Here is a 26,355-nt window from a genome sequence, read left to right on the forward strand (position 1 = left end):
GCCGTCATCGCCCGGCTTGACCGGGCGATCCAGTATTCCGCGCCGCCCGTGATCCAGCACAACCGCCGCCGTTTACTGGATCATCCGCATTCGCGGATGATGACGGCAGAGTGCGTGGGCTACCCACGCACGAACTCGTCGGCCCGGAACTGGCGGGCAATCTGGTCGAGCACCGCATTCACCATGCCGGTCTCGTCCTTCTCCACAAACGCATGCGCGACGTCGACATATTCTGACACGACGACGCGGCCCGGCACGTCCTTGCGATGCTCGAGCTCGTAGGAGCCCGCCCGCAGCACCGCGCGCAGGATTGCGTCGATCCGCTTCAGCGGCCAGCCCTTGGACAGCGCCTCGTCGATCAGCGGATCGAGCCTGGCCTGGTCGCGCACCACGCCGGAAACGACGTCGCGGAAGAACGCCGCTTCCGCCGGCAGATACTTCTCACCCTCGACCTCGTTGCCGAGCCAGTGGCTCTCGAACTCCGCGAACACATCGTTGAGCCCGGCACCGGCGATGTCCATCTGGTAGAGCGCCTGCACGGCCGCCAGCCGCGCGGCGCCGCGGCGGTTGGCCTTCCTGTCCGATGGCTTCTTGATCTCCGCCATGGTCAGCCCTTCGCCAGCCGGCGCTTGATCCGCAGCATCGCGAGTGCCGCGCGCGCGGCGTCGCCGCCCTTGTTCAGGTCATTGGCGCGCGCCCGCGCCCAGGCCTGTTCCTCGGTGTTGACGGTGATGATGCCGTTGCCGAGCGGAAACTTCCTGTTCACCGCGAGGTCCATCAGGCCGCGCGACGACTCCATCGACACGATCTCGAAATGGATGGTCTCACCGCGCACCACGCAGCCGAGCGCGACCGCCGCATCATAAGGCTTGCCGTTCTTCTCGGCGGCATCGATCGCGATCGCGATCGCCGCCGGAATTTCCAGCGCGCCGGGAACCGTGATGACGTCGTAGCCGACGCCCGCAGCCTTCAATTCCGCGACCGCGCCCTCCAGAAGCGCATCCTGAATATCGTCATAGAACCGCGCCTCGACGATCAGCGCACGCGCGCCGGAAATGTCGGTCTGGTCCTTCAGCGGTGCACGCCGTGCGTCTGCCATAACATCTTTCCATTCACACCTGGCCCTCATCCTGAGGAGCGGCCGGAGGCCGCGTCTCGAAGGATGAGATGCGTCCGGGCCTCATGGTTCGAGACGGCGCTTCGCGCCTCCTCACCATGAGGAATTAGCCGGGCGTTTTAGGCGCAGGCGCCGCCTGTGCCAAGGGCCGCCGTCACTTCATCTCCGTCAGCCGCGCCGCGTAGCGGGCCATCAGGTCGACCTCGATATTGACCTCGCTGCCCGCATGCCAACCGCCGATTGTCGTGACCGTGAGAGTATGCGGGATGATCAGCACCGAAAATGTGACGTCATCGACCGTATTCACCGTCAACGACACACCATCCAGCGTGATCGAACCCTTGACCGCGATGAAACGCGCCAGATCCCGCGTGGTTCGCAGCACGAACCGCGCCATGTCAGGCAGATCCTCGCGCAAGGTGACGGTGGCGATGCCATCGGCGTGGCCGGCCACGATATGGCCGCCGAGTTCGTCGCCGATCTTCAGCGCCCGCTCCAGATTGAGCCTGGTTCCAGCACGCCAGTGCTTGGCGGTGGTTAGCCCAAGCGTTTCGGCGGCCGCATCGACATCGAACCAGGTCTTGCCGCTGTCGATGCCGGAGGCGACCACCGTCAGGCACACGCCATTGCAGGCGATCGAGGCGCCGTCGGCGATGGTCGCGCGATCGTAACGGCAGGCGATCCGCAGCCGGTGCAACTGCCCCTGCGCCGTGGGTGTCAGGCTCGTGATCTCGCCGACATCTGTGACTATGCCCGTGAACATCAAGCGCGCTCGTAAATGGTAAGAGTATCTTTTCCGAGCGTCTCGCTAGCACGAACCTTGAAGGCGTGCGACCGCGTGATCGCGGCGAGCGGCAATGCGTCCAGCGCGGGCACGCCGTCGGCGCCCACGGCCTCTGGTGCACGCAACAGCCAGGCTTCGTCGACCAGATCAGCCGCGACCAAGGATGACGCCACCCGCGCCCCGCCCTCGACCATCACTTTCGTGATGCCCTTCTCGGCCAGCGCATGCAGTACCGCGAGCAGATCCAGTCCCGGCGGCGAGATCGCGTCCGCGACGCGGATCACCTGGGCGCCGGCGGCACCCAGCTTCATCGCAGCCGGTGCTTCGGCAAGCTCTGACGTCATCACCCATAGCGGCGTCTCGCGCGCCGAATGCACCAGGCGGCTGTCGCCCGGCAGGCGTAGCGCGCGGTCGAGCACCACCCGCACCGGCGAACGCGCCTCCATGCCCGGCAGGCGGCAGGTCAAAACCGGATCGTCGGCCAGCGCCGTGCCGATCCCGATCAGGATCGCATCGCTCTCCGCCCGGAGCAGATGCACCCGCGTCCGGACCACGTCTCCGGTGATCGCCAGCGGCCGGTGGCCGGCGGCGCCGATCTTGTCGTCGGCGGAGACCGCGAGCTTGAGCAGCACATGCGGGCGCTTGTCACGGACGCGGCGGAAATGACCGGCATGGTGGCGCGCCGCCTCCGCCGCGCATAGTCCGACATCGACCGCGATGCCCGCCGCGCGCAAGCGCGCGTGGCCCTGGCCGCCGACATCCGGATTGGAATCCTCGATCGCCGACACCACGCGCGCGATGCCTGCGGCGATCACCGCATCGGCGCACGGCGGCGAGCGGCCGAAATGCGAGCACGGTTCGAGCGTCACATAGAGCGTGGCGCCGCGCGCCGCTTCGCCCGCGCGCCGGAGCGCCTCCGGCTCGGCATGCGGCCGGCCGCCTGCCTGCGTCCAGCCCCGTCCGACGATGACACCATCCTTGACCACGACCGCGCCGACCGCCGGATTCGGCCAGGTGCGGCCCTGCCCGCGCCGGCCGAGCATCAGCGCGAGCTGCATGAACCGCAGATCGGCGGCCTTCGACTGTTCGGCTTGCGCGGCGAGCTTGTCTTCCAGAATGCGGAAGATCATTTTCGGAACTGCGCGATGCGCGGGTCGTCTTCGCTGGTGAGCTCGCCGAGCACCGCCTCGAAATCCTTGGCCTCGCGGAAGTTGCGGTAGACGGAGGCGAAGCGCACATAGGCGACATCGTCGAGCTGGCGCAGATGCTCCATCACGATCTCGCCAATGGCCTCGGAGGAAACCTCGGCCTCGCCGCTGCTTTCGAGCTCCCGCACGATGGTGGACACCATCTTCTCCAAACGTTCGGTCTCCACCGGCCGTTTCCGCAACGAGATCTGCAGCGAGCGCACCAGCTTGTCGCGGTCGAACGGCACGCGACGGCCGTTGCGCTTGATGACCGTCAATTCGCGGAGCTGCACCCGCTCAAATGTCGTGAAGCGGAAATTGCAGGTGATGCAGACGCGCCGCCGCCGGATCACAGCCGAATCCTCGGTCGGACGCGAGTCCTTGACCTGCGTATCCAGACTGTTGCAGCTCGGGCAGCGCATCTGCCGATTTCCTTATTGATAGATCGGGAAGCGGTCGGTCAGTGCCTTCACGCGTTCCTTGATCGCGGCTTCCACCAGCGGCGCCTTGCCGTCCTCCGACTGCTGCAGCGCGCTCAGGACTTCCGCGATCATGCCGCCGACTTCCTTGAACTCGGCGATGCCGAAGCCGCGCGTCGTGGTCGCCGGCGTGCCGAGCCTGAGGCCCGAGGTGACGAACGGCGTCTCCGGATCAAAGGGAATACCGTTCTTGTTGCAGGTGATGGCGGCGCGAACCAGGGCCTTCTCGGACACGTTGCCCTTCAGCCCCTTGGGCCGCAAGTCGACCAGCATCAGATGGTTGTCGGTGCCGCCGGAGACGATGTCGAGCCCATGGCCGCGCAGCGTTTCCGCCAGCGCCTTGGCATTCTCGACCACGTTCTTGGCGTAGACCTTGAAGTCCGGCCGCAGCGCCTCGCCGAACGCGACCGCCTTGGCCGCGATCACGTGCATCAGGGGACCGCCCTGCAGGCCCGGGAAGATCGCCGAGTTGAGCTTCTTGGTCAGCGTCTCGTCATTCCACAGCATCAGGCCGCCGCGCGGGCCGCGCAGCGACTTGTGCGTCGTCGTGGTCGTGACGTGCGCATGCGGCACCGGTGAAGCATGCACGCCGCCGGCAACGAGGCCCGCGAAATGCGCCATGTCGACCATGAGATAGGCGCCGACACTGTCGGCGATCTCGCGGAAGCGCTTGAAGTCCCAGGCGCGCGAATACGCCGAACCACCCGCAACGATCAGCTTCGGCTTGACCTGTTCGGCCTGCTTGGCCACCGCATCCATGTCGATGAGCTGGTCCTCGCGCCGCACCGTGTAGTGCACGGCCTTGAACCATTTGCCGGACATGTTGACGGGCGAGCCGTGGGTGAGATGGCCGCCGGCTGCGAGGTCAAGGCCCATGAAGGTGTCGCCGGGCTGCAGCAGCGCCAGGAACACCGCCTGGTTCATCTGGCTGCCGGAGTTCGGCTGCACGTTGGCGAACTTCGCGCCGAACAGTTTCTTGGCGCGCTCGATCGCCAGCGTCTCGGCAACGTCGACCCACTCGCAACCGCCATAGTAGCGCGCGCCCGGATAGCCTTCCGCGTATTTGTTGGTCATCACCGAGCCCTGCGCTTCCAGCACCGCGCGGCTGACGATGTTCTCGGAAGCGATCAGCTCGATCTCGTGGCGCTGCCGGCCCAGTTCGCCCTTGATCGCATCGGCGATCTCGGGATCGGCCTCGGCAAGGGACGCCCTGAAGAAGGAATCAGGCGCGGAACCGGATTTGGCGCTCGTGGAGGAAGAGGTCATCGGCGAAATATCTCCACCGCCGCAAGCCTTTAGAGGATGCGGTCGGTCAATTGTGGGCGGTCGAAGCTGGTCGGTGAGCGTTACCACATCGCCGGGTGCCGGCCAAGCGGTTGCGGTAGGCGCCCGATAATTATGCCAGATATGGTGGCCCCACCGCGGTTTGCCAGTTCCGCGGTTGGCCATCGTTCGCCCGCCGCCACCTCTGTCATTCCGGGGCGCATGAGCGCGAGCCCGGAATCCATCGAGCCGCAAGCACAGGACACGGATTCCTCATCCCGAGGAGCCGCGTAAGCGGCGTCTCGAGGGATAGGCCACGGGCGAGACGGAGGCCTCATGGTTCTCAAGGCGATGCGAAGCATCGTCCGGAGACGCGCGAAGACCGACCCGGCGACCGGCAAGCAGCGCACAGGGTGGCTGGGCGTCTACAACCCCGAGACCTTCACGGTTGGTAACGGACTCTGTCATCGCGTTCGCTGTGTTCGCTGCGGTTGCGTCGCGGTAGGATAGCTCACTTCCGCTTCTAGCGGCATATGGGACGATACCCCGGCTTGCCGCTGGCTCACCCCGTCGCGAATGACCCACACCGGAATCCATCTGGTGCCGGATCGCTTTGCAGATACGCTGTTTGCCGGTCAGGTCCCGCTTGGTACGATAGGGGCTGCAAATGGGGGCGTGCATGACACTCGATTCGAGCACCCACCGGTCTAACCCAAACGCTGCTTCAGCACGGCCGCGATTTGCCTCTGCCTTCACCTTGATGCTGCTGGTGGGCTCGCTGGTGGCAGCAACACCGGCACTCGCGCAATCGGATGCTCCTCGCCCCAACATCATTTACATCCTGGCGGACGATCTTGGTTGGAAAGACGTCGGATTTCGCGGTTCCGAGATCAAGACGCCGAATATCGATCAACTCGCACGGACCGGGGCGATACTCGATCAGTTCTATGTCCGGCCGATGTGCACCCCTACGCGGGCAGCGATGCTGACAGGTCGCTATCCCCTGCGCTACGGCTTGCAAACCTTGGTCATCCCGGCAGCACAAACATGGGGCCTTCCAACCGACGAGTGGCTGCTGCCGCAAGCCCTCAAGGAGGCGGGTTACACGACCGCAATCCTGGGCAAGTGGCACCTTGGGCACGCCAAGCGCGAGTTCTGGCCGATGCAGCGCGGGTTCGACTATCAATATGGCGCGCAGCTCGGAGAGATCGACTACTTCACCCATTCGGTTCACGGTGTAAAGGATTGGTATCGGAACAATAGACCGGTGGCGGAGAAGGGCTATGTAACCACCCTGATTGGAGACGACGCCGTTCGTTTGATCAACAGACAGGATCCGAAAAAACCCCTCTTCCTCGACCTCGCCTTCACGGCACCGCACACCCCGTATCAGGCCCCGCAAGAATACGTCGACCAGTACCGGGATATCAGTGATCCCAACCGCCGCACTTACGCGGCGATGGTGACGGCCATGGACGATCAGATCGGAAGGGTCGTGCAAGCGCTGGAGAAGCGCGGCATGCGCGAGAATACGATTATCATCTTCCACAGCGACAACGGCGGCAACCAGTCGGCCGCGTTGGCCGGTGAGACCGAGGTGAAGGGGCGCCTTCCCGCCGACAACGGGCCGTACCGCGGGGGCAAGGGGTCGCTGTACGAAGGGGGCACGCGCGTCGTCTCCATTATCAACTGGCCCGGCAAGATCAAGCCAGGGACCGTCGTGGATGAGATGATCCACGTCGTGGATTACTACCCGACCCTGCTCAAGCTTGCCGGTGCGAGCCACAGCAAGAGCAAGCCCCTCGATGGCCTCGACGTTTGGCCGACGATCCGTGACGGTAAACCGTCGCCGCGCGACGAGATCGTGTACAACGTCGAGATGTTCCGCGGGGCGGTTCGCAAAGGGGATTGGAAGCTGGTCTGGCGAGCGACGCTTCCGTCGAAGCTGGAGCTATTCAATCTGGGCCAAGACCCGTCGGAGAAATTCAACGTCGCAGACCAGCATCCGGACAAAGTCCAGGACCTGCGGAAGCGGATCGACGAATTGGCTGCCGGAATGGCCAAGTCGCTGTTCCTGCAAGAAACCTTCAAAGGTGTTGCCAAGAGCCTGACTGGCCAACCTCCCACCTTACCCGACGAGGAGAGTTTTTACGAGCAGGCTGATTGATCGATTGATCAACCAATCCGAGACCGCCGCTTGGGTCACTAGCACAAGCATGATCTCGATGTTATGAGCCGCTGACGACTATGAACGGGCAACATCACGCCATGTCACGTCTGTCCACCCCGCAGCTTGCCGCGCTGCGTCACGTCGAGGCCGTCGCGCGCCGGGCACAAGGAGGCGCTCGAGCACGCATAGCCGATGTACTTGCTCGCTCTGGCTGTCATCCCAACCAATATGTCCAGGCACTGGAGTGCATTCGCGAGCATGCACGCATCGTGCTGCATTTCCATCCAGATCGCCTTGGCTCGAAGTCCATGACGGTGGCCGAGGCGCTGCTCGAAGACGGTACATATCGAAACCAGTTCGAGACCGGAATATCGAGCGGTAGTCTCTCAGCGTTTCCGGGTGGTGAACGGGATGTCTGGGAGAAAAAGTTGTTCGCGAGTGCTTACCATGCTGAGGAGGTGAACAATTCAGATCGCCCGAAATATGGCGCGCTCGAACTTGTTCGCTTTCCAGACGGTCCGATCCCCCGTTTCGGATCATGTTATTTCATCTTGCGGCGGAGCGTGGCGGAGCGCACCTCGTTTACGTTCATGGGCAGCGAGGATCCGCACGCGACAGAACGCCTCGGCACCTTCAACCATATGGATAGCATTATGGAGGCGCTATTCGTGGAGATCGAGAAAGGCGGCATGGCGCGTCCGCCATGGCCGCCCTATCGCACGCCAACGCTTGGCGTTACGGAGCTCACCGTTCACCGGCTGCTGAACATTCTTCTTGAGCTCGCACACCCCCGCAAAGACCCGGCCTCCGAGAAACCAGGGCGCGTGCTTGATACGGGGATCGAAGCGCAAGTACACGGGCCGATCGATTTGCGGTGCGATCTGGAATTGTTGGTTGCGGATCCATCATTCGCGTTGACTGACACGGGAGCGGTATTGGGCGAGATCGCCCGACGATATGACATTCCGCTACGATGGCACTGCGGATTTCAACTTGCCGTGCTCGACGTGCCGGACAATTTTCGCGGAGAAGCGATGCCGCGTCTCGCGCGGCGCATTGCCGCCATAAACGGCACCCTGGATGCCGCAGTGATCGGCTGCGCGGCAGCATCTTTGCATCGACATCCCGAGGTTTGGCAGGATTGGGGAAATCGCGAGGACACGCTGCAGCATCTGAAACAGTTATGGCATGTGCTCGTTCACTACGGGACCGCTCCCGAACGCCGCGGTATCTAAGCGCAGACGCACCTCCGACGGGCCGCTTTCGGTCCAAAAGCGGTGAGGTTCAGAACGAGCCACAGTCTTCCGGTTTGCGCCTTAAAGCAGACGCAAGGCGTTTAGACGCCCTTGAGACCGATCGCACGGTGTAGATGCCCTAGTGCTTTCGCAGGGACGACAGCGGAGCGTACGGCGACAGCGAGAGTGCGGCTGCAACTCGCGCTACACTACAGCCCCGTAAACCCCGCCTTCACATGATCGGTGGAGCCGTCGAGCTGGCGCAGATAGGTCAATCCGCAGACCGTCAAGCGGTGCGTGTCGGTCTCGCCCGCTTCGAACAAGGTGCGGACATATTCCGTCACCTTCGCCCGTGCCTCGTCGCTCGCCGCGGCGGTGCGGTTTGCGAGCAGGTCATAGGTCTGCATGATCCGGTCGATCGCGGCTTCCATCTACTTCTCCGGTTGGGAATGATCAGATCACGAGCTGTGCTGCTTCGAACTCGGCGATCGCCTTGTTGGCGAGCTTGATCTTGTTGGTTTCGCCGCGCCGGAACATCTGCACGATGATCGTGAGCAATTGCTCGTTGGTGGCATAACTATCCGGAATGGTGCCGGTCCTGCGCAGATAATTGGAGGCAATGGCGTAGGCCTCGCCGACCACTTCGACATTCATCGCCCACAATCCGCGCTCGACCAGCATCTCGCTCTCCGTGGCTTTTGATAAAGCACGAGGGCGCAACTGGTTCCCAGTTCCGCGAAACTCTTTTTGCAGTGCCAAAAACAGAAGCGCACCGACCGGGCACGGCCGATGCGCCTTGCTGGAGGATGGCGGCTTGCCGGTCTTCTTAAGGGGCCGGCTTGGCCGCTCTGGCGAAGTATCGGAAGGCGAAGTCTTGAAGGTCTTAGAGACGATAGAGGATCTGGTCGGTCCAGAACCGCTCGAGCCGGTGCAGCGACTTGTTCAGCGTCGAGAACTCCTCGTTCGAGATGCCGCCGACCTGCTCCACGGTCTTGACGTGCTTCTGGTAGAGCGCCTCGACGATGCGGCGGATTTCCTGGCCTTGCGGCGTCAGGCGAATGCGCACCGAGCGGCGATCGACGCGCGAGCGCTGGTGATCGAGGAAGCCGAGCTCGACGAGCTTCTTCAGATTGTAGGAGACGTTGGAGCCGAGATAGTAGCCGCGCGTGCGCAGTTCGCCCGCGGTCAATTCCTTGTCGCCGATATTGTAGAGCAACAGCGCCTGCACCGAATTGATGTCGGCACGACCGCGGCGGTCGAACTCGTCCTTGATGACGTCGAGCAGCCGACGATGCAGCCGCTCCACCAAAGTCAGGGCTTCGAGATAGAGCGACTGAACCGTCGGCTGGCCGGCGGCGCGATCAGCGGTTTCCACCGCCGTTGAGGCAACGGCTTTGATCATGACACTTCCCCTGTTGTCGTTTTATCGACTTATTCGACGAAACTTGTGTCCCGCCTGATAGGTTCAACTTAAGGGGGCCGTTTGAACATCAGCTTAAATAAGACAATAAAGAGATCATGAATTTAAGACAGTGAATCGCGGATTAAGCCCGTCAAACAAGGACTTTTCGCAACCCTTCATTGACGGTGGAGCGCCCCTGTTCACGCTTCGTCTGCGCGCCCTGTCACAATCGGAAACAGCTTCGCTCAAATTCGAAACGACCGCGTAATAGATATGAGGGAACCCTTTACGGTGAGCGAAGGGTTACCGGAAAATTTTCTGAAAATTCTCGAGGGTCGGCCGCGCCTCGTGCAGGCGTCCCGTTAAGGCGCGGCGCTACGGCGGACGCTCGCGTGCGGCCATCCAGGCGAGCGCGAGATAGCCGGCGAGCATCAGCGCTTCGAACGCCACCACCATCAGGCTGCCGCCATAGATGTTTGGAAACATCAATTCGATCACCGCCATCGAGACGACGGTGGTCAGCCACACCACCGCGCCCCAGGGCGTCGCGAGCCACAGCCCGACGGCGGCGACGAGTTCGATGACGGCGAAGTAGACGGTCGCGGTCTGCCAGGCCATTGACTGGTTCTCGAAGGCCTCCTCCTCTGAGCCGACGAATCCCGTCACCTGCGCCCAGTGGTAGAGACCCTTGGCGATCGAGACCACCGCCATGATGCGGAGGAAGAAGACGAGCCGTCGGGTCCAGACATTCTCGTCCCGCTGGATCCGGTCCGACGACATCGCCGCAACCGATATCGCATTGTCCCGCGATTGGTCGCGCGCAGAGGTATCAGACATCGCGGAAACTATCCGTGGAAGCGAAATGGGTCATCGGCGCAGTCTTGGCCCGCCGGGGCGCCAAAATCAATTGCACTTGCGGCAAATCAACGGCGCCGTGACGTTGCCGGGCGAGGATGCTAGAATTAGATGAAATCGAAATCAGCCTGCCGTCTTCAGGAGAACAAGCCCCATGGCGATCAAATTCGGGCGCCCGATCGAACTGCGCGATGCGCCAAAGCGGCAGACCGCCCTCGCCTCCCCATCGCTGGATTTGACCATACGGCCCCGCCGCAACCGCAAGGCGGAATGGTCCAGGCGGCTGGTGCGCGAAAACGTGCTGACCACCGACGATCTGATCTGGCCCCTGTTCGTTGTTGACGGCCACAATGTCCGCAACCCGATCGCCTCGATGCCCGGCGTCGACCGGCTCAGCGTCGACCAGGCGGTGCGCGACGCCGAGCGCGCGGCCAGGCTCAATATCCCCTGCATCGCGCTGTTTCCCTACACCGATCCGTCCCTCCGCGACGAGCAGGGCTCGGAGGCACTCAATCCCGACAATCTGGTCTGCCAGTCGGTGCGCGCGATCAAGAAGGAATTCCCCGACATCGGCGTGCTCTGCGACGTCGCGCTCGATCCTTTCACCAGCCATGGCCATGACGGGCTGCTCGAGGACGGCAGGATCCTCAACGACGAGACGGTCGCGGTGCTGGTGAAGCAGGCGCTGGTGCAGGCCGAGGCCGGCTGCGACATCATCGCGCCGTCGGACATGATGGATGGACGCGTCGGCGCCATCCGCGAGGCGCTCGACGCCGAAGGTTTTGGCGACGTGCAGATCATGGCCTATGCGGCCAAATACGCCTCTGCCTTCTACGGCCCGTTCCGCGATGCCATCGGCTCGGCCAAGACGCTGACCGGCGACAAGCGCACCTACCAGATGGACAGCGCCAACTCGGACGAGGCCCTGCGCGAGGTCGAACTCGATATCGCCGAAGGCGCCGACATGGTGATGGTGAAGCCCGGCATGCCCTATCTCGACATCGTGCGGCGGGTGAAGGACACCTTTGCGATGCCGACCTTCGTGTATCAGGTATCGGGCGAATACGCGATGCTGGCCGGCGCCGCGCGCAATGGCTGGATCGACGGCGAGCGCGCGATGATGGAGAGCCTGGTCGGCTTCAAGCGCGCCGGCGCCGACGGCATCCTCACGTATTTCGCCCCACAGGCGGCGGAGAAGCTGAAGGGGCGCGAATAGCGAATGGCGAGTAGCGAATAGTCAAAGGAATCTCCCCTATTCGCCACTCGCTACTCCCCATTCGCCGTCCCGCCGCCGAATCGCCGGAATATTTTCGTCCGCTATGGTTCCGGGCCTTGGCGCCTGGGCAGCCCGTTCCCATGTCCTGCCCGGGATAGGTCCCAGTCGGAGGGGAGATGATGTCTTACGGCGGTTCGGGTAACTATGGTGCCTGGCGTAACGATGGCGGCGTGCCGCCGCATGCGTTCGATCCGCAACTGGAGCCGGAGCTGTTCCGCGGCGTGCTGACCCGGCGGGTGTTTGCCTTCCTGATCGACCTGGTTGTGCTTTCGGTCCCCGTCATCCTCGGGTATTTGTTCATCGCGGTCTTCGGCCTGATCACCCTCGGCCTTGGTTGGGCGCTGTTCTGGCTGGCGTGGCCGGCCACGATCGTCTGGGCGATCGTCTATTACGGCGCATCGATCGCCGGCCCCTCTTCGGCGACTGTCGGCATGCGGGTGATGGATCTGGAGTTGCGCACCTGGTACGGCGCGCCTGGCTATTTCGTGCTCGGCGCCATGCATGCCGTGCTGTTCTGGCTGTCGGTCTCGTTCCTTTCGCCGCTCGTGCTGTTGTTCGGCCTCTTCAACAGCCGCCGGCGATTGCTGCACGATATCGTGCTCGGAACCGTTATCATCAACAGCTCGGTCCGCAGCCACGCGGCGTCCGCAGCGCACACGTATTGAGCCAGCCAATTGAGCCCGGCAAGGTGATTGACCGCTAGCCTCCGGGGCGCGATGCTGGGGGGTGTTTCGGAGGCCTGACGACCCGTCGTGACCCAGCATTCGCGTGATACTCCGCAGTTCTACCTGACGGCGCCGTCGCCCTGCCCCTATCTGCCGGGTCGTCATGAGCGCAAGGTGTTCACGCATCTGGTCGGCGACAAAGCGGGCGATCTCAACGATCTGCTCACCCATGGCGGGTTCCGCCGCAGCCAGTCGATCGCCTACCGGCCGGCCTGCGACCAGTGCCGGGCGTGCGTCTCGGTGCGCGTGATCGCCAACGAGTTCCGGCTCTCGCGCAGCTTCCGCAAGGTCATGGCCCGCAACGCCGATCTGATCGGCGAGCAGCGTTCCGCGGTGCCGACCTCCGAGCAATACTCCGTGTTCCGCGCCTATCTCGACAGGCGCCACCGGCACGGCGGCATGGCTGACATGACCGTGCTCGACTATGCGATGATGGTGGAAGACAGCCATGTCGAGACCAGGATCATCGAATACCGCAAGCGCGGCGTCGATAGCGGCATCACCGGTCGCGGCGAGGAACTGATCGCGGTGGCGCTGACGGACGTGCTGAGCGACGGCTTGTCGATGGTCTATTCCTTCTTCGAGCCCTCGCTCGAGGACCGCTCGCTCGGCACCTTCATGATCCTGGATCACATCGCCCGCGCGCGACGGCTCGGACTGCCCTATGTCTATCTCGGCTACTGGATCGAGGGCTCCAAGAAAATGGACTACAAGGCCCGCTTCCTGCCGCAGCAGCGCCTCGCGCCGAGCGGCTGGCTACGCGTCGATGCGGCCGGCGACATGGCCTCCGAGCCGCAGGATTGATCAGCGCTCAGCCGAAGAACGTATCAAACAACAGCTTCACGTTCAGGATGACGATAACGCTGGCCACGAACCAGGCGATCGCTGCGACCGGCATCGATATCGCGAACTTGCCCATCTTGCGCCGGTCGGACACGAACCGCACCAGCGGAATGACCGCGAACGGAAGCTGCATCGAGAGCACGACCTGGCTGAATACCAGGAGGTCGGCGGTGCCGCGCTCGCCATAAAGCGCGGTGACGACCACGACGGGAACGATCGCGATGCCGCGCGTGAGCAGCCGCCGCGCCCAGTTCGGCAGGCGCAGGTTGAGAAAGCCTTCCATCACGATCTGTCCAGCGAGCGTCGCCGTCACCGTCGAGTTCAGGCCGGAGGCAAGCAGCGCCACCGCGAACAGCGTCGAAGCAATGCTGAGCCCGAGCAGCGGCGACAGCAATTCAAAGGCCTGGCCGATCTCAGCAACATCGGAATGGCCGCTTCGATAGAAGGTCGCGGCCGCGACCACCAGAATTGCGGCGTTGATGAACAGCGCCAGCATCAGCGCGATCGTGGAGTCGGCGGTCGCCCATTTGATCGCGTCCCGCCGTCCCTCTTCGGTGCGCTCATAGGCGCGGGTCTGCACGATGGACGAATGCAGATACAGATTATGCGGCATCACGGTCGCGCCGATGATGCCGATCGCGATGTAGAGCATCTCCGTATTGGTGAAGATCTCGCTCGACGGCGCAAAGCCGCGCAGCATCGCGGCAATCGGCGGCGCCGCAGCGGCGACCTGGATCGCAAAGCAGGTCGCGATCACGATCAGAAGCGCGATCACGAAGGCTTCCAGGAAGCGGAAGCCGCGGTTCATCAGGAGCAGCAGCAGGAACGCATCGAGCGCGGTAATCAGCGCGCCGCCGATCAGTGGGATGCCGAACAGGAGTTTCAGCGCGATCGCGGTGCCGATCACCTCCGCCAGGTCGCAGGCGATGATCGCCGCTTCGCAGGCAATCCACAGCAGGAAATTCACGGGCGGCGAGTAGGTCGCCCGGCAGGCCTGCGCCAGATCGCGGTCGGTGACGATGCCGAGCCGGGCCGCGAGCGCCTGCAAAAGGATCGCCATCAGGTTGGAGAGGAGAATGACCGAAAGCAGCGTGTAGCCGAACTTCGAGCCGCCAGCGAGGTCGGTCGCCCAGTTGCCGGGATCCATATAGCCGACCGACACGAGATAGCCCGGTCCGGCGAAGGCGAGCAGCCGGCGCCACCACCGGCCCGCCGTCGGAATCTCGACCGTCGAGTTCACCTCGGGGAGACTGCGGTTATTCGGCGCGTCGGCGCGCCATCCGGTGGAGGTCGGCAGCACCTGCGGGAGGGTGTCGGGGGTTAGTTCGGGCGTTCGGGCATCCATGATGCCAGAATGCCGGAAAACAATTTTTGTTGCAATTCATTTGCAACTGCATCTGGGGAGTTGGCTGAGCACCATTCGGTGATGTCGCGGTCACAACATGAGAATCGGCACATGTTGCGTTGCGGTATGGCCACGCCGGAGCTATCGGAAAGCGGGTGGGTTTGGACGTCCTCGGGTCAGACAATGTCGACCAAACGACATTCCGAGGAATTTGCCATGTCCGCCCTCAAGGCCCCTCACCTGCCTCCGACCTTCGGCCGCCTAGCCTGGTCGAACCTGGCTGCGCAGTCGGCCGAGCAGATTGCGCTGGCCGCGGCTCCCATCGTGGCGGTGCTGCTGCTCGGCGTCGGCGAGGGCCAGACCGGCCTGCTGCAGACGGCGCTGACGCTGCCGTTCATCCTGTTCGCGATCCCCGCCGGCCTGCTCGCCGACCGCTTCTCGCGGCGGGTCCTGATGGCGGGTTCCGAGGCGTTGCGCGCGGCAGCGCTGGCTGCAACGCTGCTCCTGATCTGGCTTGGCCTGTTGACGCTGCCGCTGCTTTCGGTGCTCGGCTTCATCGCCGTGTGCGGGACTGTTGCTTACAGTGTCGCCGCGCCGGCGCTGGTACCGTCGCTGGTGACGCCGGATCAATTGCCGACGGCGAACGCGCGGATCGAACTCGCCCGCACCGTCGCTTTCGCCAGCGGGCCTGCGCTCGGCGGCGTGCTGGTCGGATGGGTCGGTGCCGCGCCCGCCTTCGGATTTGCCGCCGCGCTCTCTGTCATTGCCGTGGTGCTGCTGGCGGGCATCCACGAGCCGGCCCGCGCGCCGGCGCCGCGCCGACATCCGCTGCTGGAGATCAAGGAAGGCGCCGTCTTCGTGATCCGTCATGAGCTGCTGCGGCCGGTGTTCATCACCCAGTTCATCTTCAACACTGCCTCGTTCCTGCTGCTAGCGGTGTTCGTGCCGTATGCCATCCGACATCTCGCCCTCTCCGCAACAGGCGTCGGCACCACGCTCGCGATGTACGGCGTCGGCATGGTGGTCGGCGCGCTGGCGGCGACGCGGGTGATGCGGCGCCTTGCTTTCGGCACGGTGATCGGGCTTGGCCCGGTGACGGGCTTCGTCGCCTCCGCCATCATGGCGCTGACGACCATCGTCCCCACGCCGCTGCTCGCGGGGCTGAGCTTCTTCCTGCTCGGCGTCGGCCCGATCCTGTGGGTGATCTCAACCACCACGCTCCGGCAGTCCGTCACTCCGCCTTCGCTACTCGGCCGCGTCTCCGCCATCAACATCATGAGCTATGGCGCCCGCCCGCTCGGCTCTGCACTGGGCGCGATCGTCGGCGGGCTTTTCGGCGCGGAGACCTGCCTCTACCTCGCGGCGGGAATCTTCGGCGCGCAGGCGCTGGTGATCCTGCTGTCGCCGGCAGTCTCCCTCGTCAGGCAGCCCGATATGGTCGGCGAACCGGCGGCGTGTTGATGAGAGAAAGATTCAACTGATCTGATCCACGACCGGAGAATATTTTGCATCATGGCCGGATGTCCGGCCATGATGGCTGAGCTAGCGGCTGGTCTTTCCTGTATTGCATGATATACATCATTCAATAAACGACTGGGAACATCATGACCGACCAGACTGCGACCCTTGACGCCGCCGCATCTCGCCCGAAGTCCGCCTCCGGCGCCCTGCAGATCGCGGTTCTGGCCGCACTTGCAGCCACCGGCACGCTGGCCACCAACATCCTGCTGCCGTCGCTGCCGCAGATGGCAGCATCGCTGAAGGTGACGACCGCGGGTGTTACGTCGGCGATCACGATCTTCCTCGCCGTGTTCGCGCTCGGCCAGCTCGTGGTCGGTCCGATTTCCGATCGCCTCGGCCGTCGCTGGCCGGTCCTGATCGGTTTTGCGGTGTTCTTTGCCGGCAGCGTCTGGTGCAGCCTCGCCAACGATCTTCCTAACCTGCTGATCGGCCGCGTCGTCCAGGCCGCCGGCGCCTGCGCAACCTCGGTGCTGTCACGCGCCATTGCCCGCGATCTGTTCACGGGCGCCGCCTTGGCACGCGCGATGGCGCTTATCATGATCGCGATGGCGGCCGCGCCCGGCTTCTCGCCGCTGCTCGGCGGCGCGCTCGATCACTATTTCGGCTGGCGCTCGGAATTCGTGCTCGTCTCGGCCTTTGCGGCACTCGGCGCGATCGCCTACGGCACCGCGCTCGGAGAAACCCATCATTCGACGCGGATCCCGCTCAACCCGCTCGCCATCACGCGCACCTATCTCGGCCTGATCGCAGATCGCCGCTTCGTGGTCCCGGCGGCGACCGTCAGCCTGATCTTGGGGAGCCTGTTTGCGATGTTCTCGGCCGCGCCGCGGATCTTGATCGAGGCGCTGCATTTTTCGCCGATCCAGCTCGGCCTGTTCTTCGCCGGCACGGTTCTGATCGTATTCGCCTCCGGCTGGCTCGCGACTAGGCTTGCACCGCGCTTCGGCCTCGACCGCTCGATCAGGGGCGCATTATGGGCGGCGGCCGTAGGCGGGGCCGCCATGCTGTTTGTCTCGCTCTTTACCCCGAGCTTCCTGCCCTTCCTGGCTGCGATGAGCGTGTTCCTGCTCGGCATGGGCATCGTCAATCCACTCGGCACCGCACAGGCGCTCTCGCCATTCGGCGAGAAGGCAGGTGCAGCTTCCGCACTGCTCGGCTTCTGGCAGATGATGAACGCGGCGATCGGGGTATGGTTAGCGGCGACCGTGTCGCACGAGGCGATGTTCGGGCTCGGCGTGGTGCTGACCGCGTTCTCGCTGATGGCGGTCGCCCTCTACGCGCTGCGGACGAAACAGAGCTAGCTCGCAAGGTAACGCTCGTACTTTCCGGCCACCACCTCGTCCGCCGCAACGTCGGGATCAAGCGTATAGAGATCCTGCGCCCGGCTGATGCCGCGCAGCGCAAAGCGGCCGGTCGAAACCAGGTAGTTCCGCCCTGCCCCATCCAGGCCATCCCGGAAGGCCTGCGAGGTCAACAGCTCCCGGTCGACCGAGCTGCACATTGAAGCGATCCGGCTGACTTCGTTGACCGCAGGACCTACCACCGTGAAATCGAGCCGATCCTCGCTGCCGATATTGCCATAGAAGACCTCGCCGACATGGAGCCCGACATAGGCTGACGTGGTCGGCCGCCCCTCGCCGGCGCGGCGGGCGTTGAGCGCCTTCAAATTGCGGCGGAAACGGTGCTCGGCGCGAAGTGCGGCGCGCTTTGCGATTGCCATGTTCGCTTGCGTGAACATTGCCAGCACGCCGTCGCCGATCAGCTTCAGCACCTCGCCGCCGGCGTCATGAATCGCGTCGATCGAAGCCTGCGCGTAATCGTTGAGGAACGGGATGATCTCGTCGGGCCCGATCCGCTCGCTGATCGCTGTCGAGCCGCGAATGTCCGAATACCACAACACCGCCTTGATGCGCTCGGTGACGCCGCGCGAGATGCGGCCGCGCATCACCTGCTCGGCGGTCTCGCGCCCGAGATAGACACGCCCCAGGGTCCGCGCGATGTCGACTTGCGCCGCTGACTTCACCGCCAATCCCAGCACCGGCACCAGGTCGCGCAGCGCCGCCATGTGATGCTCGTCGAACCCTTCGGACTGGCGGGTGGTCCAGTAGGAGTAGAAGCAGTCCATCTCGCCGATCGTGCCGGCCTCGCCGAAGCGGTGCACAAAGGAGACGAAATGCTTGTGGCCCTTCTCCGCGAGTTCGTTGATCATCGAGAAATCGAGCGTGGCGCAATCGGCCAGGTCGATCGCCATCTCGTCGTGCCCGTTTTGCAGCATGTGGTAGAAGGTCGATCGCCGCCATGTCTGCCCGGCATCGCCGCTGCTGGTCGAGCCGTACTCAAAGGTGTCGCTCTCATTGGTCTCGCCGTCGTTCCAGCGGAACCCGCGGCCTTCGAAGATCGGGTGCAGCGTGTCGATGAAGACGATGGCGCGCGATAGCGGCATCCCGCCGGCGCGGCAGCGCTCGCAGAAGCCGCGCAACAGATCGTTTTCGGACAGGCCCGTCAGACCCTGGTGGACGAGCCAATTCATGAGACGCAGGCGGGGAGTAAGTTCCATGCGCTGATTATGCCGCGCAATCCCGCCGCGTGAAAGATCAGTTGGCTGCATCGGTCTCGGCTTGACGACACTTTCATGACAGGCGCAAATGCCGGAACAACGAGGCAATATAGAAACGCGATGGCCCGATGAGCGCCCGGCAGCTTCCGATCATTCTGGCGCTTGGCACCACCCAGACCCTGGCCTGGGCCTCGAGCTATTATCTGCCCGCGGTGCTCGCGGATCCCATCGCGAAGGATCTCGGCATTGCGCCCAACTGGATCTTCGCCGCCTTCTCGGCCTCGCTCGTGCTCTCGGCCCTGCTCGGCCCACGGATCGGCCGCCAGATCGACCTCGTCGGCGGCAGGTCCGTGCTGTCGATCTCCAATCTGACGCTGGCGGCAGGGCTGGTGCTGCTCGGCCTCACGCAATCCATTCCGCTGCTGCTGGTCGCATGGCTCCTGCTCGGGATCGGCATGGGATACGGCCTCTATGATGCCGCGTTCGGCGCGCTCGGGCGCATCTATGGCGAAGCGGCGCGGCGCCCGATCACCGGCATCACGCTGATGGCGGGCTTTGCCTCCACCGTCGGCTGGCCGCTGAGCGCGTGGGGGCTGGAGACGATCGGCTGGCGCGACACCTGCTTTGCCTGGGCGGCGGCACATCTCCTGATCGGCCTGCCGCTCAACTGGCTGATGCTGCCGCCGGTGCCCGGCGCCAAAGCCGCGGCGGCCAATGCGGTGAAGCCGCATATCCCGATCGACCGACCCATGATGCTGCTGGCGTTTGCATTCGCAGCCGCGTGGACCGTCACCGGCGCGATGGCGGCGCATTTCCCGCGCATCCTGGAAGCGGCCGGCGCAACCTCGGTGCAGGCAATCACCGCCGGCGCCCTGATCGGGCCGGCCCAGGTCGGCGCGCGCGTGGTCGAGGCATCGCTGCTCAGCCGCTTCCACCCGCTGCTCTCGACCGAACTGGCCTGTCTCGGCCACCCGATCGGCGCGGCGATCGTGGCCATCGCCGGCGGCGGCGCGGCGAGCGTCTTTGCGCTTTGCCACGGCGCCGGCAACGGCATCTTGACCATTTCGCGCGGCACCTTGCCGCTCGCGATCTTCGGCCCGCAGAATTACGCCTACCGCCTCGGCATCATCGGCGCGCCGGCCCGGATGGCGCAGGCGGCCGCCCCGCTCCTGTTCGGGCTGTTGCTCGACCGCATGGGCAGCGGCATCCTGATCGTCTCCTCCGCGCTCAGCCTCGCCGCGCTCGGCGCATTGCTCCTGGTGCGCGACAACCGCGCGGCGCCGAAATAGGCAGCCTTCCCTTCGCGTGATGTTTCGCGCACAACATCCCACAGAGCCTGACAATCAATTTGGGAGGAAGCCGTCATGGCAAGCGAAATGGCACCGTCGATCCGACGCGTCAATCCACCCGAACTCGGAACACCGCCCGGCTATTCACAGGTGGTGGACGCCACCGCTCACCGTTTCATCTTCATCGCGGGCCAGACCGCAGTGGACCGCGACGGGACCATCATCGGCAAAGGCGACTTCGGCATGCAGGCCGACCGGGTATTTGAGAATCTCACGATCGCGCTTCAGGCAAGCGGCTGCACGCCCGCCGATCTGGTTAAACTTACGGTGTTTCTCACCGACATGAACAACCTTGCTCGCTACCGCGAAGCGCGCAACCGTTTCTTCTCCCTGGTTACACCCGCCGCCGCACCAGCGGTAACGCTGGTGGAAGTATCAAGACTCTACGGCCCTGATTTCCTGATCGAAATCGAGGCGATCGCAGCGGCTTGAGACTTCGCCCGACCGTGCCGGGCTCAAGCGGCGTGCGCCGGCTCGTGGTGCGGACAGGTCTCGACCTCGATCGTGACATGGCTGAGGCCGTGCAGGCCACCGAGGCGGCGCTTGTAGGTCGCGGGCGGCAGCGGATGGTCGGACACGACTGCGATCACCGCCGCGCGATGGCCAGGGCCGACCTGCCACACATGCAGATCGGTGACGCGGTCGCCCTTGGTCTCGAGCCGGTCGCGAATGACCGCCTCGAGCTTCTTGTCGGCGCTGACGTCGAGCAGGATCGCGCCTGACGCCTTGATCAGGCCATAGGCCCAGCTCGCGATCACCGCGCTGCCGATGATCCCGACTGCCGGATCGGCCCACACCCATCCAGCTGACATCGCAACCAGCAGTGCCGCAATGGCGAGGATAGACGTCGCGGCATCCGCCATCACGTGGACATAGGCCGCACGAAGATTGTTGTCGTGGTGATGATGGCGATGGTGATCATCGTCATGGTCATGAGAATGGTCATGACCATGATGATGGTCGTGGTCGTCGCGCAGCAGCCAGGCGCTGGTGAGGTTGACGGCAAGTCCGAGCACCGCAACCGAGATCGCTTCCCCATAGGCAATGGACACCGGATGGAGCAGCCGGTCCACGCTTTCCCAGGCGACCTGCAGCGCAATCATCGCCAGGATGATCGCGCTGGCAAAGGCGGCGAGATCGCCGAACTTGCCGGTGCCGAAACTGAAGTGCGTGTTGCCCGCCTGCCGCCGTGCGAACAGATAGGCTAATCCGGCAATGCCCAACGCCGCCGCATGCGTTCCCATGTGCCAGCCGTCGGCAAGCAGCGCCATCGAGCCGGACCACCACCCCGCCGCGATCTCGCCGATCATCATGACCGTGGTCAGCGCAACCACGAGCCAGGTGCGCCGTTCGTTATGGGCGTGGGTCGCTCCCAGGAAGACGTGATCGTGGGACCACTGTTCGATCGAATGCGAGTGCATGGTTCATCTCCGGATAGTCGGCTCGTCGAATATAGAGATTGCGACGGAAGGTCGTTAGAGCGTTTTCGAGCGAAGTGAACACCGGTTCGCGTAAAGAAAACGCGTCAAAAAAATGCTCTAGACCAGTTCCTCCGGCGCCAGCTTGCAGGCCGCGCCGTCGGCCTCGACCTGCAGTGTCGCATGGTGGATCTTGAAGCGGTGCGAGAGCTCGGCGCAGACGTGGTGCAGAAAAGCATCGTCATGGCCGCCGGGCCGGACCAGATGCGCGGTCAGTGCGGTCTCGTTGGTGCTCATCGCCCAGATGTGCAGGTCGTGCACCTCGGAGACGCCGTCGAGCGTGCGGAGAAACTCTCTCACCTCGACGAGCTCGATGCCCCTCGGCACCGCATCGAGCGCGAGATTGACGCTGTCGCGCATCAGACCCCAGCCGCTCACCAGCACGACGAGGGCGATGACGAGGCTGATCGCCGGGTCGATCCACAGCCATCCCGTCGACAGGATCAGCAAGGCAGCGATGACGACGCCCAGCGAGACGCCCGCATCCGCCGCCATGTGCAGATAGGCGCCGCGGATGTTGAGGTCGCCGTGCCGACCGCCCATGAACAAGAGTGCCGTGCCGCCGTTGATGAGGACGCCGAGCGCTGCGACCCAGACCACCGTCCAGCCCGCCACCTCGGCCGGCTCGCGCAGGCGGTTGACCGCTTCCACCGCGATGCCGCCGACCGCGACCAGCAGGAGCCCGGCATTGAACAGCGCGGCAAGGATCGAGGCCCGGCGATAGCCGTAAGTATGCGTCTCCGTCGGCCGCCTCCCCGCCAGCCACGCCGCGCCCCAAGCCAGCAGCAGCGAGAACACATCGGATAGATTGTGGACGGCATCGGAGATCAGCGCCAGCGAATTGGCAGCATAGCCGAACACCAGTTCCGCGATCACGAAGGCGGTGTTGAGCGATGCGCCAATGGCAAACGCCCGGCCGAAATCATCCGGGGCATGGTTGTGCCCGGCATGATCGTGCGCATGGGAGTGATCGTGATGATGATGCGCCATGGGGAAGATTTATAGCGCGTCGATTTGCGAATACTATTACAGCGATCCTGCTGTCGTCCCGGCCTTGAGCCGCGACCCATAACCACAGGCGTTTGTATTGTGCTCCGCTGCAACCACTTGCTCGGACCACGAACAACCGCCTGTGGTTATGAGTCCCTGCTTTCGCAGGGACGACGAGATCACTCCACCCCGCGATTGAACTTGTTCGACTTCGGCAGGCCGTGCGCGAGGCGGCCGGCGTCGGCGCGGTTGCCGCGCCAGTCGGCGAGCTCCTTCATGCTCATGCCGTGGTCGCGGCCGGCGGAATCCTTCCAGGCCAGGCCCGCCTTGGAATCGAACACCGCGACATCGGACAGCGAGGCGCTGGTGTATTTCTGCAACCGCACGCCGCGGCCGCGGGCCATTTCCGGCACCTGCTCGAGCGGGAACAGCACCATCTTATGGTTGGTGCCGATCACCGCGACGGTGTCGCCCGCCACGGTTGTGATCGCGCGCGCCTCGTTCGGCATCTCGACGTTCAGCACCTGCTTGCCCTTGCGGGTCGTGCCGACGCAATCGTCCTCGTTGACGACGAAGCCTTGCCCCTCGCTGCTGGCAACCAGAAACTTGCGGCCGCCCTTGTTGACGAACAGCGACACGATCGCGGCGTCCTGCTCCATGTCGATGAACATGCGGATCGGCTCGCCATGGCCGCGCCCGCCCGGCAGCTTCGCCACATCGAGCGAGTAGAATTTCCCGTTGGTGGCGAACAGCAGGAGCTTCGACGTGGTCTCGGCAAAGAAGGCATGATCGAGCTTGTCGTCGGTCTTGAAGGCAAGGCCGGAGAGATCGGCGACATGGCCCTTGAGCGTCCGCACCCAGCCCTTCTCGGAGATCACGATGGTCACCGGCTCGCGCTCGACGAAGGCTTCCTCGATCGCGGCGAGATCGTGTTCGGGCGCATCCGCAAACGTGGTGCGGCGCTTGCCGAGCGGCGTCTTCGGTCCGAACATGTCACGGACTTTCCGCACCTGCTCACCGACCTTGGACCATTGCTCAGGCTCGGAGCGGAGCAGCGCCTCGATCCCCTTCAATTCCTTGCGGAGGTCCTTGTCCTCGGTCCGGATCTCCATCTCCTCGAGCCTGCGCAGGGAGCGCAGGCGCATGTTGAGGATGGCATCGGCCTGGACTTCGGTGAGCTTGAACGTCTTCATCAGCACCGGCTTCGGCTCGTCCTCGGTGCGGATGATCTTGATCACCTTGTCGATGTTCAGATAGGCGATCAGGTAGCCGCCGAGGATCTCGAGCCGGTTCTCGATCTGGCCCTTGCGATAGTTGGAGCGGCGCACCAGCACATCGCGCAGGTGGTCGAGCCATTCGCGAAGGCACTCGGCGAGGCCGACGACCTTGGGGATTTTCCCCTTCACCAGCACATTGAGGTTCAGCGAAATCTTGCTTTCCAGCTCGGTCAGCCGGAACAGCGATTCCATCATCAACTCGGGATCGACCGTGCGTGACTTCGGCTCGATCACGAGGCGGATGTCCTCGGCCGACTCGTCCCTGACGTCGCCAACCAGCGGCAGCTTCTTCTCGTTGAGCAGCTCGGCGATCTTCTCGACCAGGCGCGACTTCTGCACCAGCCACGGGATTTCGGTGACCACGATCACCCAGGTGCCGCGTGCGCCTTCTTCCTGTTTCCAGCGCGCACGCGTGCGGAACGAGCCGCGGCCGGTGGTGTAGGCCTCTGTGATCGCTTCCTTGGAATCGATGATGATGCCGCCGGTCGGGAAATCCGGTCCCTTGACCCACCTGAGCAGCGACTTCGACTTGGCGTCCGGCTTCTCGATCAGATGCAGTGCGGCGTCGCAGAGCTCGGCGGCGTTGTGCGGCGGGATCGAGGTCGCCATGCCCACCGCGATGCCCTGCGAGCCGTTGGCGAGCAGGTTCGGGAAGCCGCCGGGCAGAACCACCGGCTCCTTCGACTGACCGTCGTAGTTGGCGCGGAACTCGACGCCGTCCTCGTCGATGCCCTCCAGCAGAAGCCGCGCGACATCGGTCATGCGCGCTTCGGTGTAGCGGTAGGCGGCCGGGTTATCGCCGTCGATATTGCCGAAATTGCCCTGGCCATCGACCAGCGGGTAGCGCGAGGAGAAGTCCTGCGCGAGGCGCACCATAGCGTCGTAGATCGCCTGGTCGCCATGCGGATGGAACGAGCCCATCACGTCGCCAACGATCTTGGCCGACTTCTTGAACGGCGAGCCCGGATCGAGGCGCAGCAGCCGCATCCCATAGAGGATGCGCCGATGCACCGGCTTCAGCCCGTCGCGGGCGTCCGGCAGCGCACGATGCATGATGGTCGAGAGCGCGTAAGCGAGATAGCGCTCTTCCAGCGCATCGCGCAGCGGTACCTCGTGAACCTCAGGCGGTTCCGGCGGAATCAGTGCTTTTCCCATGTCGACGGGTTAACCGCTTCGGGCGAATCGGGCAAGAATCGATTCGGCGCCGTACCCCGCAGAAAAAGCCCGATTTTTCAGCCTGCGCCGGGCAGGGTCGCCGGATTTGGCGTGGCACGGCCATCGGCGATGCTGAATTGCGGGATGTGGCCGAGCCCGGTCACGAGAGCGGCATCCGCGCCGAGCGGCTTCTTCCACTCGTGTCCCTCGGTGAGGATCACGCCGATACCGACGACATCAGCACCGGCCTGCCGCACCAGCTTCAGCGTCGCAGCCAGGCTCGAGCCGGTCGCCACGACGTCATCGACCACGACGACCCGCCTGCCCTTCAGAAGTGGAATCGCCCGGCGGTCGAGCAGCAGCCGCTGCGAGCCGGATGAGGTCACCGATTGCACATATTCGACCAGCGCGTTGCCTAAATGGATCTTCGGCGATTTCTGCACGATGACGTATTGGTCGAGCCCCAGATGGCGCGAGACTTCGATTGCGACGGGAATGCCGAGCGTCGCCGCACCGACCACGATGTCCGGCTTCTTCTCCTTCAGCAGCGCAGCCAGCGCTTTTCCGATCCGCTCGCCGAAGCCGACGCCCATGTCGATCACCATCAACAGCGAGATCGCCAGGCGCTCGTTGATGGCGACGAGCGGCAGCTCCGTCGGCTCGCCGGCGATGTCGACGGTGTAGGTGGCGGGGGTGAGTGTGCTCATGTGGTCTTGCCTGTCAGAGGAAAGTCGGTCTGGATGGTGAGCCAGCCGATGTCGCGCCAGCTCGTGCGCGCCATCTTCGGATCGAAGCCGTAGATCGACAGCGCCAGCGAGATCGTCTCGGCCATGCGGAAGGTCTGCACCATCAGCGGCACGCCACGCGCCAGCGCATAGAGGATGCGCCGCGGCAGCGGCCCGCGGTCGAGCTCGAGGCCGCGCGCCCGCTGGGTCTCGCCGATGCTCTGGAACTCCTCGCGCATCAACGGGATCATGCCGATCACGAGCACCAGCACGAGCGTCAACGAGCCCGGCAGCCGCAGCCGGCTGCAGGCCGCGAGCAGCGTGCCGGCCGAAGTTGTCTCGATCGCGACGAAGAAACTGCCGGTGGTGGCGATCAGGGCGGAAGGCCATCCGCAAAGCATCGTCGATGGCGGCGGCGAGCGGCACGCCGTTCCAGATGAAGCTCAAGGTCCAGCTCAACGTCACCAGACCGCCGACCAGCGCCATCAGCTTCAGATAGCCTTTGGTCTGCGGCAGGCGGCAGGCGACCACGACCGCCAGCACGATCGCGGCAATCACGCCGGCCGTCACCGCGTTGCCGGCGACCCAGCCGAGAGATGACAGCACCAGCGCCGCCAGCAAT

At 64.2% G+C, this 26,355-nt stretch carries 27 protein-coding genes; 10 read left to right on the plus strand and 17 right to left on the minus strand.

Going from position 1 to position 26,355, the window contains the following annotated elements:
• Nucleotides 1-119: 119 nt before the first annotated feature.
• The 6 genes from nusB to glyA form a co-directional block, all read right to left on the minus strand.
• The gene (gene nusB, locus ACVJGD_RS09540) at nt 120-605 is read right to left on the minus strand and encodes a transcription antitermination factor NusB (RefSeq protein ID WP_456634120.1); all 486 of its coding nucleotides are present in this window, start codon (nt 603-605) and stop codon (nt 120-122) included.
• Between the two features lie 2 nt (nt 606-607).
• Complete coding sequence (ribH, locus tag ACVJGD_RS09545) at nt 608-1,099, minus strand: 6,7-dimethyl-8-ribityllumazine synthase (RefSeq protein ID WP_282530175.1); 492 nt, start codon at nt 1,097-1,099, stop codon at nt 608-610.
• A gap of 172 nt (nt 1,100-1,271) precedes the next feature.
• Complete coding sequence (locus ACVJGD_RS09550) at nt 1,272-1,880, minus strand: riboflavin synthase (protein WP_456634121.1); 609 nt, start codon at nt 1,878-1,880, stop codon at nt 1,272-1,274.
• Nucleotides 1,880-3,031, minus strand: coding sequence for a bifunctional diaminohydroxyphosphoribosylaminopyrimidine deaminase/5-amino-6-(5-phosphoribosylamino)uracil reductase RibD (gene ribD / locus ACVJGD_RS09555; RefSeq protein WP_456634122.1), 1,152 nt, complete (start codon nt 3,029-3,031; stop codon nt 1,880-1,882). Before ribD ends, ACVJGD_RS09550 begins: the two co-directional genes overlap by 1 nt.
• Nucleotides 3,028-3,510: a transcriptional regulator NrdR gene (gene nrdR / locus ACVJGD_RS09560; protein ID WP_027580572.1), complete on the minus strand. Its 483-nt coding sequence runs from the start codon at nt 3,508-3,510 to the stop codon at nt 3,028-3,030. The genes ribD and nrdR overlap by 4 nt, the downstream gene beginning before the upstream one ends.
• A gap of 12 nt (nt 3,511-3,522) precedes the next feature.
• The gene (glyA, locus tag ACVJGD_RS09565; RefSeq protein WP_456634123.1) at nt 3,523-4,833 is read right to left on the minus strand and encodes a serine hydroxymethyltransferase; all 1,311 of its coding nucleotides are present in this window, start codon (nt 4,831-4,833) and stop codon (nt 3,523-3,525) included.
• Between the two features lie 676 nt (nt 4,834-5,509).
• Here glyA and ACVJGD_RS09570 point away from each other — a divergent pair.
• Together ACVJGD_RS09570 and ACVJGD_RS09575 are read left to right on the plus strand one after the other, a co-directional pair.
• Nucleotides 5,510-6,997, plus strand: a complete 1,488-nt coding sequence (locus ACVJGD_RS09570; protein WP_456634124.1) for an arylsulfatase B — start codon at nt 5,510-5,512, stop codon at nt 6,995-6,997.
• A 101-nt stretch (nt 6,998-7,098) separates the two neighbouring features.
• Nucleotides 7,099-8,235, plus strand: a complete 1,137-nt coding sequence (locus ACVJGD_RS09575) for a DUF3626 domain-containing protein (RefSeq protein WP_456634125.1) — start codon at nt 7,099-7,101, stop codon at nt 8,233-8,235.
• A 209-nt stretch (nt 8,236-8,444) separates the two neighbouring features.
• Here ACVJGD_RS09575 and ACVJGD_RS09580 read toward each other — a convergent pair whose 3' ends face one another.
• From ACVJGD_RS09580 to ACVJGD_RS09595, 4 genes are all read right to left on the minus strand, one after another.
• Complete coding sequence (locus tag ACVJGD_RS09580; RefSeq protein ID WP_456634126.1) at nt 8,445-8,666, minus strand: hypothetical protein; 222 nt, start codon at nt 8,664-8,666, stop codon at nt 8,445-8,447.
• Nucleotides 8,667-8,688: 22 nt separating this feature from the next.
• A complete protein-coding gene (locus ACVJGD_RS09585) occupies nt 8,689-8,916 on the minus strand; it encodes a hypothetical protein (RefSeq protein ID WP_456634127.1) in 228 nt (75 codons plus the stop codon).
• Between the two features lie 202 nt (nt 8,917-9,118).
• Nucleotides 9,119-9,637 (minus strand): transcriptional regulator LdtR, encoded by a 519-nt coding sequence (gene ldtR / locus ACVJGD_RS09590; RefSeq protein ID WP_454619426.1) that lies wholly within the window; start codon nt 9,635-9,637, stop codon nt 9,119-9,121.
• Between the two features lie 375 nt (nt 9,638-10,012).
• Nucleotides 10,013-10,474: a DUF6163 family protein gene (locus ACVJGD_RS09595; RefSeq protein WP_456634128.1), complete on the minus strand. Its 462-nt coding sequence runs from the start codon at nt 10,472-10,474 to the stop codon at nt 10,013-10,015.
• A 172-nt stretch (nt 10,475-10,646) separates the two neighbouring features.
• Between ACVJGD_RS09595 and hemB the strand changes: the two genes are divergently transcribed.
• The 3 genes from hemB (at nt 10,647) to ACVJGD_RS09610 (ending at nt 13,297) form a co-directional block, all read left to right on the plus strand.
• A complete protein-coding gene (gene hemB, locus ACVJGD_RS09600; protein WP_456634129.1) occupies nt 10,647-11,708 on the plus strand; it encodes a porphobilinogen synthase in 1,062 nt (353 codons plus the stop codon).
• A 179-nt stretch (nt 11,709-11,887) separates the two neighbouring features.
• Nucleotides 11,888-12,433 (plus strand): RDD family protein, encoded by a 546-nt coding sequence (locus ACVJGD_RS09605; RefSeq protein WP_456640215.1) that lies wholly within the window; start codon nt 11,888-11,890, stop codon nt 12,431-12,433.
• 87 nt (nt 12,434-12,520) lie between these two features.
• Nucleotides 12,521-13,297, plus strand: coding sequence for an arginyltransferase (locus tag ACVJGD_RS09610; protein WP_456634130.1), 777 nt, complete (start codon nt 12,521-12,523; stop codon nt 13,295-13,297).
• A 7-nt stretch (nt 13,298-13,304) separates the two neighbouring features.
• Here ACVJGD_RS09610 and ACVJGD_RS09615 read toward each other — a convergent pair whose 3' ends face one another.
• Nucleotides 13,305-14,681, minus strand: coding sequence for an Nramp family divalent metal transporter (locus ACVJGD_RS09615; protein ID WP_456634131.1), 1,377 nt, complete (start codon nt 14,679-14,681; stop codon nt 13,305-13,307).
• A 216-nt stretch (nt 14,682-14,897) separates the two neighbouring features.
• On the opposite strand from ACVJGD_RS09615, the gene ACVJGD_RS09620 reads away from it, so the two are divergent.
• Both ACVJGD_RS09620 and ACVJGD_RS09625 read left to right on the plus strand, forming a co-directional pair.
• Nucleotides 14,898-16,142: an MFS transporter gene (locus ACVJGD_RS09620; RefSeq protein WP_456634132.1), complete on the plus strand. Its 1,245-nt coding sequence runs from the start codon at nt 14,898-14,900 to the stop codon at nt 16,140-16,142.
• Between the two features lie 143 nt (nt 16,143-16,285).
• Nucleotides 16,286-17,503, plus strand: coding sequence for a multidrug effflux MFS transporter (locus ACVJGD_RS09625; RefSeq protein ID WP_456634133.1), 1,218 nt, complete (start codon nt 16,286-16,288; stop codon nt 17,501-17,503).
• Here ACVJGD_RS09625 and ACVJGD_RS09630 read toward each other — a convergent pair.
• Nucleotides 17,500-18,759, minus strand: coding sequence for an adenylate/guanylate cyclase domain-containing protein (locus ACVJGD_RS09630; RefSeq protein ID WP_456634134.1), 1,260 nt, complete (start codon nt 18,757-18,759; stop codon nt 17,500-17,502). The two genes, ACVJGD_RS09625 and ACVJGD_RS09630, sit on opposite strands and share 4 nt — an antisense overlap.
• Before the next feature lie 128 nt (nt 18,760-18,887).
• On the opposite strand from ACVJGD_RS09630, the gene ACVJGD_RS09635 reads away from it, so the two are divergent.
• Together ACVJGD_RS09635 and ACVJGD_RS09640 are read left to right on the plus strand one after the other, a co-directional pair.
• On the plus strand, nt 18,888-20,048 hold the full coding sequence (locus ACVJGD_RS09635) for an MFS transporter (protein WP_456634135.1): 1,161 nt from the start codon (nt 18,888-18,890) through the stop codon (nt 20,046-20,048).
• A gap of 75 nt (nt 20,049-20,123) precedes the next feature.
• Nucleotides 20,124-20,540 carry a RidA family protein gene (locus ACVJGD_RS09640; protein ID WP_456634136.1) on the plus strand — a complete coding sequence of 139 codons (417 nt, stop codon included), beginning with the start codon at nt 20,124-20,126 and terminating at the stop codon, nt 20,538-20,540.
• A gap of 23 nt (nt 20,541-20,563) precedes the next feature.
• Here ACVJGD_RS09640 and dmeF read toward each other — a convergent pair whose 3' ends face one another.
• The 5 genes from dmeF to ACVJGD_RS09665 form a co-directional block, all read right to left on the minus strand.
• Nucleotides 20,564-21,529 (minus strand): CDF family Co(II)/Ni(II) efflux transporter DmeF, encoded by a 966-nt coding sequence (gene dmeF / locus ACVJGD_RS09645; protein ID WP_456634137.1) that lies wholly within the window; start codon nt 21,527-21,529, stop codon nt 20,564-20,566.
• Between the two features lie 117 nt (nt 21,530-21,646).
• Nucleotides 21,647-22,576: a cation diffusion facilitator family transporter gene (locus ACVJGD_RS09650; RefSeq protein WP_456634138.1), complete on the minus strand. Its 930-nt coding sequence runs from the start codon at nt 22,574-22,576 to the stop codon at nt 21,647-21,649.
• 179 nt (nt 22,577-22,755) lie between these two features.
• Nucleotides 22,756-25,008, minus strand: a complete 2,253-nt coding sequence (gene parC, locus ACVJGD_RS09655; protein ID WP_456634139.1) for a DNA topoisomerase IV subunit A — start codon at nt 25,006-25,008, stop codon at nt 22,756-22,758.
• Nucleotides 25,009-25,085: 77 nt separating this feature from the next.
• On the minus strand, nt 25,086-25,715 hold the full coding sequence (locus tag ACVJGD_RS09660; protein ID WP_456634140.1) for a phosphoribosyltransferase family protein: 630 nt from the start codon (nt 25,713-25,715) through the stop codon (nt 25,086-25,088).
• Nucleotides 25,712-26,077, minus strand: coding sequence for an energy-coupling factor transporter transmembrane component T family protein (locus tag ACVJGD_RS09665; protein ID WP_456640216.1), 366 nt, complete (start codon nt 26,075-26,077; stop codon nt 25,712-25,714). The genes ACVJGD_RS09660 and ACVJGD_RS09665 overlap by 4 nt, the downstream gene beginning before the upstream one ends.
• Here ACVJGD_RS09665 and ACVJGD_RS09670 point away from each other — a divergent pair.
• Entirely contained in the window at nt 25,983-26,333 is a 351-nt protein-coding gene (locus tag ACVJGD_RS09670; RefSeq protein ID WP_456640591.1) for a hypothetical protein, read from the plus strand. The genes ACVJGD_RS09665 and ACVJGD_RS09670 overlap by 95 nt on opposite strands.
• The last annotated feature ends 22 nt before the right edge of the window (nt 26,334-26,355 follow it).

It is taken from the genome of Bradyrhizobium sp. USDA 10063, from assembly GCF_054063735.1.